Raw genomic sequence first — 2532 nt, 5'->3', positions numbered from 1 at the left:
ATTGAACGAACCCGCTACGCGGGAGTGGAGGCAAGCCTGCTGAACTGAGGTGTCCTGTCTGAGAGGATGTTGGTCTTCGCACCACCCCTCTCAAGACAGGAGACCCAGATGGCTACGATGAGCCCTCTTCGGCAGCGCATGATCGAGGACATGACGGTCCGCAATCTGTCGCCGTCGACCCAGCAATCCTATATCTATGCGATCGCAAAGTTTAGCCGCCATTTCGGCTACGCCCCGGACCGGTTGAGTTTCGATCAGGTCCGCGCCTACCAACTGCATCTCATCGGCCAAAAGCGTTCGTGGTCCCACATCAATCAGGTGGCCTGCGCGCTGCGGTTCTTCTACGGCGTCACACTCGGGCAGACGGAAGCATTCGAGCGGATCATCGGTGGCCAGAAGCCCGACAAGCTCCCGCTCGTCCTTGGTGCCGAAGAGATCGAGCGCTTCCTGGACGCGGTTACAGGGGCGCGCAATCGCGTCGTGCTGGCGACGGCTTATGCGGCTGGCTTACGGGTTAGTGAAGTCGTCCGCCTGAAGGTGAGCTCGATCGACAGCAAGCGAATGTTGATCCACATCGAGAACGGCAAGGGCGGCAGGGATCGTTACGCGATGCTTTCTCCGCGACTGCTGGAGATTCTGCGTACGTATTGGATGCGAGCCCGACCGGGGCTGTGGCTGTTTCCAGGCCAAGACCCAAGTGAACATGTCAGCGTCCGCTGCGTCCAAGCGGCCTGCCGCGCCGCCCGCCGCCGCGCTCGGCTTGCCAAGCCGATTACTGTCCATACCCTCCGGCACTCGTTTGCGACCCATCTCCTGGAAAGCGGGATCGACATTCGCATCATTCAGGTCTTGCTCGGACATGCCGACCTGGGATCGACCGCGCGCTACGCTCAGGTTGCGACCAATCTGCTCGCCCGCACGACCAGTCCATTCGATGGACTCTCCATCAGGGTGATCCCACCCGACTGAGCTGCGCATATGCGCCCCGTGCTCGAGGTGGCGGACATCCTCCGCCGCCACGGCGGGGCGTTCCGTGCCGCGCAGGGTCCTCGGCTGTCCTCCGATCAGCGCCGCGTGATGGCGGCCATCGAGGCGTGTCGCACAGCGACGCTCGGCGGCCACGTCGAGCGGTGCGACGACTGCGGCCTGGTCCGCGTCGCCTACAACAGCTGTCGCGATCGGCACTGTCCAAAGTGCCAGGCGCTCGCGCGCGCCCAATGGCTCGCCGAGCGCCAGGCCGACCTGCTGCCGGTCCCCTATTTCCATGTCGTCTTCACCGTGCCGGCGCCCGTGGCCGCCATCGCGCTGCAGAACAAGGCGGTGGTCTACGACATCCTGCTCAAGGCAGCAGCCGAGACGATCCGTCTCATCAGCGCCGACCCGAAGCATCTCGGTGCCGAGACCGGGATGATCGCCATTCTCCATACCTGGGGCCAGACCCTGACGCATCATCCGCATGCCCATTGCCTCGTGCCGGGCGGCGGGATCGCTCCTAACGGAAGCTGGGTTCATTGTCGCCCCGGCTTCTTCCTTCCCGTTCGCGTCCTGTCACGATTGTATCGTCGGCTATTCCTGGAGCGCCTGCAGGCGGCGTTCGATGGCTCCAAGCTCCAGTTCTTCGGCCATCTCGCGCACCACGTCGAGCCCGCGGCATTCGCCCGCCATCTAAACGCCCTCCGCAAGGTCGAGTGGGTCGTCTACGCCAAGCGTCCCTTCGGCGGACCAGAACAGGTTCTGGCCTATCTCGGGCGCTACACCCATCGCGTTGCGATCGCCAACGGCCGGCTCCTTACCTGTGACGAGGGCCACGTCCGCTTCCGGTGGAAGGATTATCGCGCCGGCAACAAATCCAAAGTGATGACGCTCGACACTGCGGAGTTCCTTCGTCGCTTTCTGCTCCACATATTGCCGAAGGGGTTCCGCCGCATCCGTCATTTTGGTTTCCTGGCGAACGCCTGCCGCGCCGCCAAACTCGCGCGCATCCGAGCGGCGCTGGAGGCGCCGCAGCCACCTCCGCCTGCCGAAGCTGTCAACTATCGTGAGCGCTGCGCCATCCTCCTTGGTCACCGCCTCGACTTGTGCCCCATCTGCGGAGGCCGCATGGTCGAGATTGGGCCTGTGCCGCGAGCGCCGACGCAGCGACGCGCAGCACCTCGCTGCGATACATCATGACCGACGACCTCGACTTGTTCGCTCCCACTGCACGCGTTGCCCTGCCGACGTTCTCCGTCGGAACGATCAAGCACGCTCACAACGCCCGCCGAACCGGCGATAGTCAGCCGCCCGGGCTTGACGCGCCGTTCAACGCTATCGACGGCGGCATCCTTTGCCGCCAACATCAGCGACAATCTGCGGCCACACTCGCTCGCGGGCCCGCCGTCGGGTCACTCGCGCCTACCGGCGCCTGGATCGAGCTCCCATAGGTCCGCGCTCACAAGACGCGGCTTCGTTCAATCCAGCTTCAAATAGGTCCCGCGCTGGAGTTGCGGCGAGATCTGCGACGCGGGACCTATTTGAACCCTCCAGTATTCC

At 64.1% G+C, this 2532-nt stretch carries 2 protein-coding genes; both read left to right on the top strand.

All coding sequences use genetic code 11. The annotated features are described in order from the left end of the window. The first annotated feature begins 108 nt into the window (after window positions 1-108). Window positions 109-969, top strand: a complete 861-nt coding sequence (locus H8B02_RS46810) for a tyrosine-type recombinase/integrase (RefSeq protein WP_229172448.1) — start codon at window positions 109-111, stop codon at window positions 967-969. Window positions 970-978: 9 nt separating this feature from the next. Further along, window positions 979-2172, top strand: coding sequence for an IS91 family transposase (locus H8B02_RS46805; protein ID WP_229172447.1), 1194 nt, complete (start codon window positions 979-981; stop codon window positions 2170-2172). Window positions 2173-2532 lie beyond the last annotated feature (360 nt).

It is taken from the genome of Bradyrhizobium altum, from assembly GCF_020889705.1.
GTDB classification, from domain to species: domain Bacteria; phylum Pseudomonadota; class Alphaproteobacteria; order Rhizobiales; family Xanthobacteraceae; genus Bradyrhizobium; species Bradyrhizobium altum.
Note: the sequence above shows the minus strand (reverse complement) of the source record. Positions and strands in the feature narration are given on the sequence as shown.

Coding starts and splice junctions, on each gene's coding strand:
- H8B02_RS46810 (WP_229172448.1), top strand. CDS start 109: ATGGCTACGATGAGCCCTCTTCGGCAGCGCATGATCGAGGACATGACG.
- H8B02_RS46805 (WP_229172447.1), top strand. CDS start 979: ATGCGCCCCGTGCTCGAGGTGGCGGACATCCTCCGCCGCCACGGCGGG.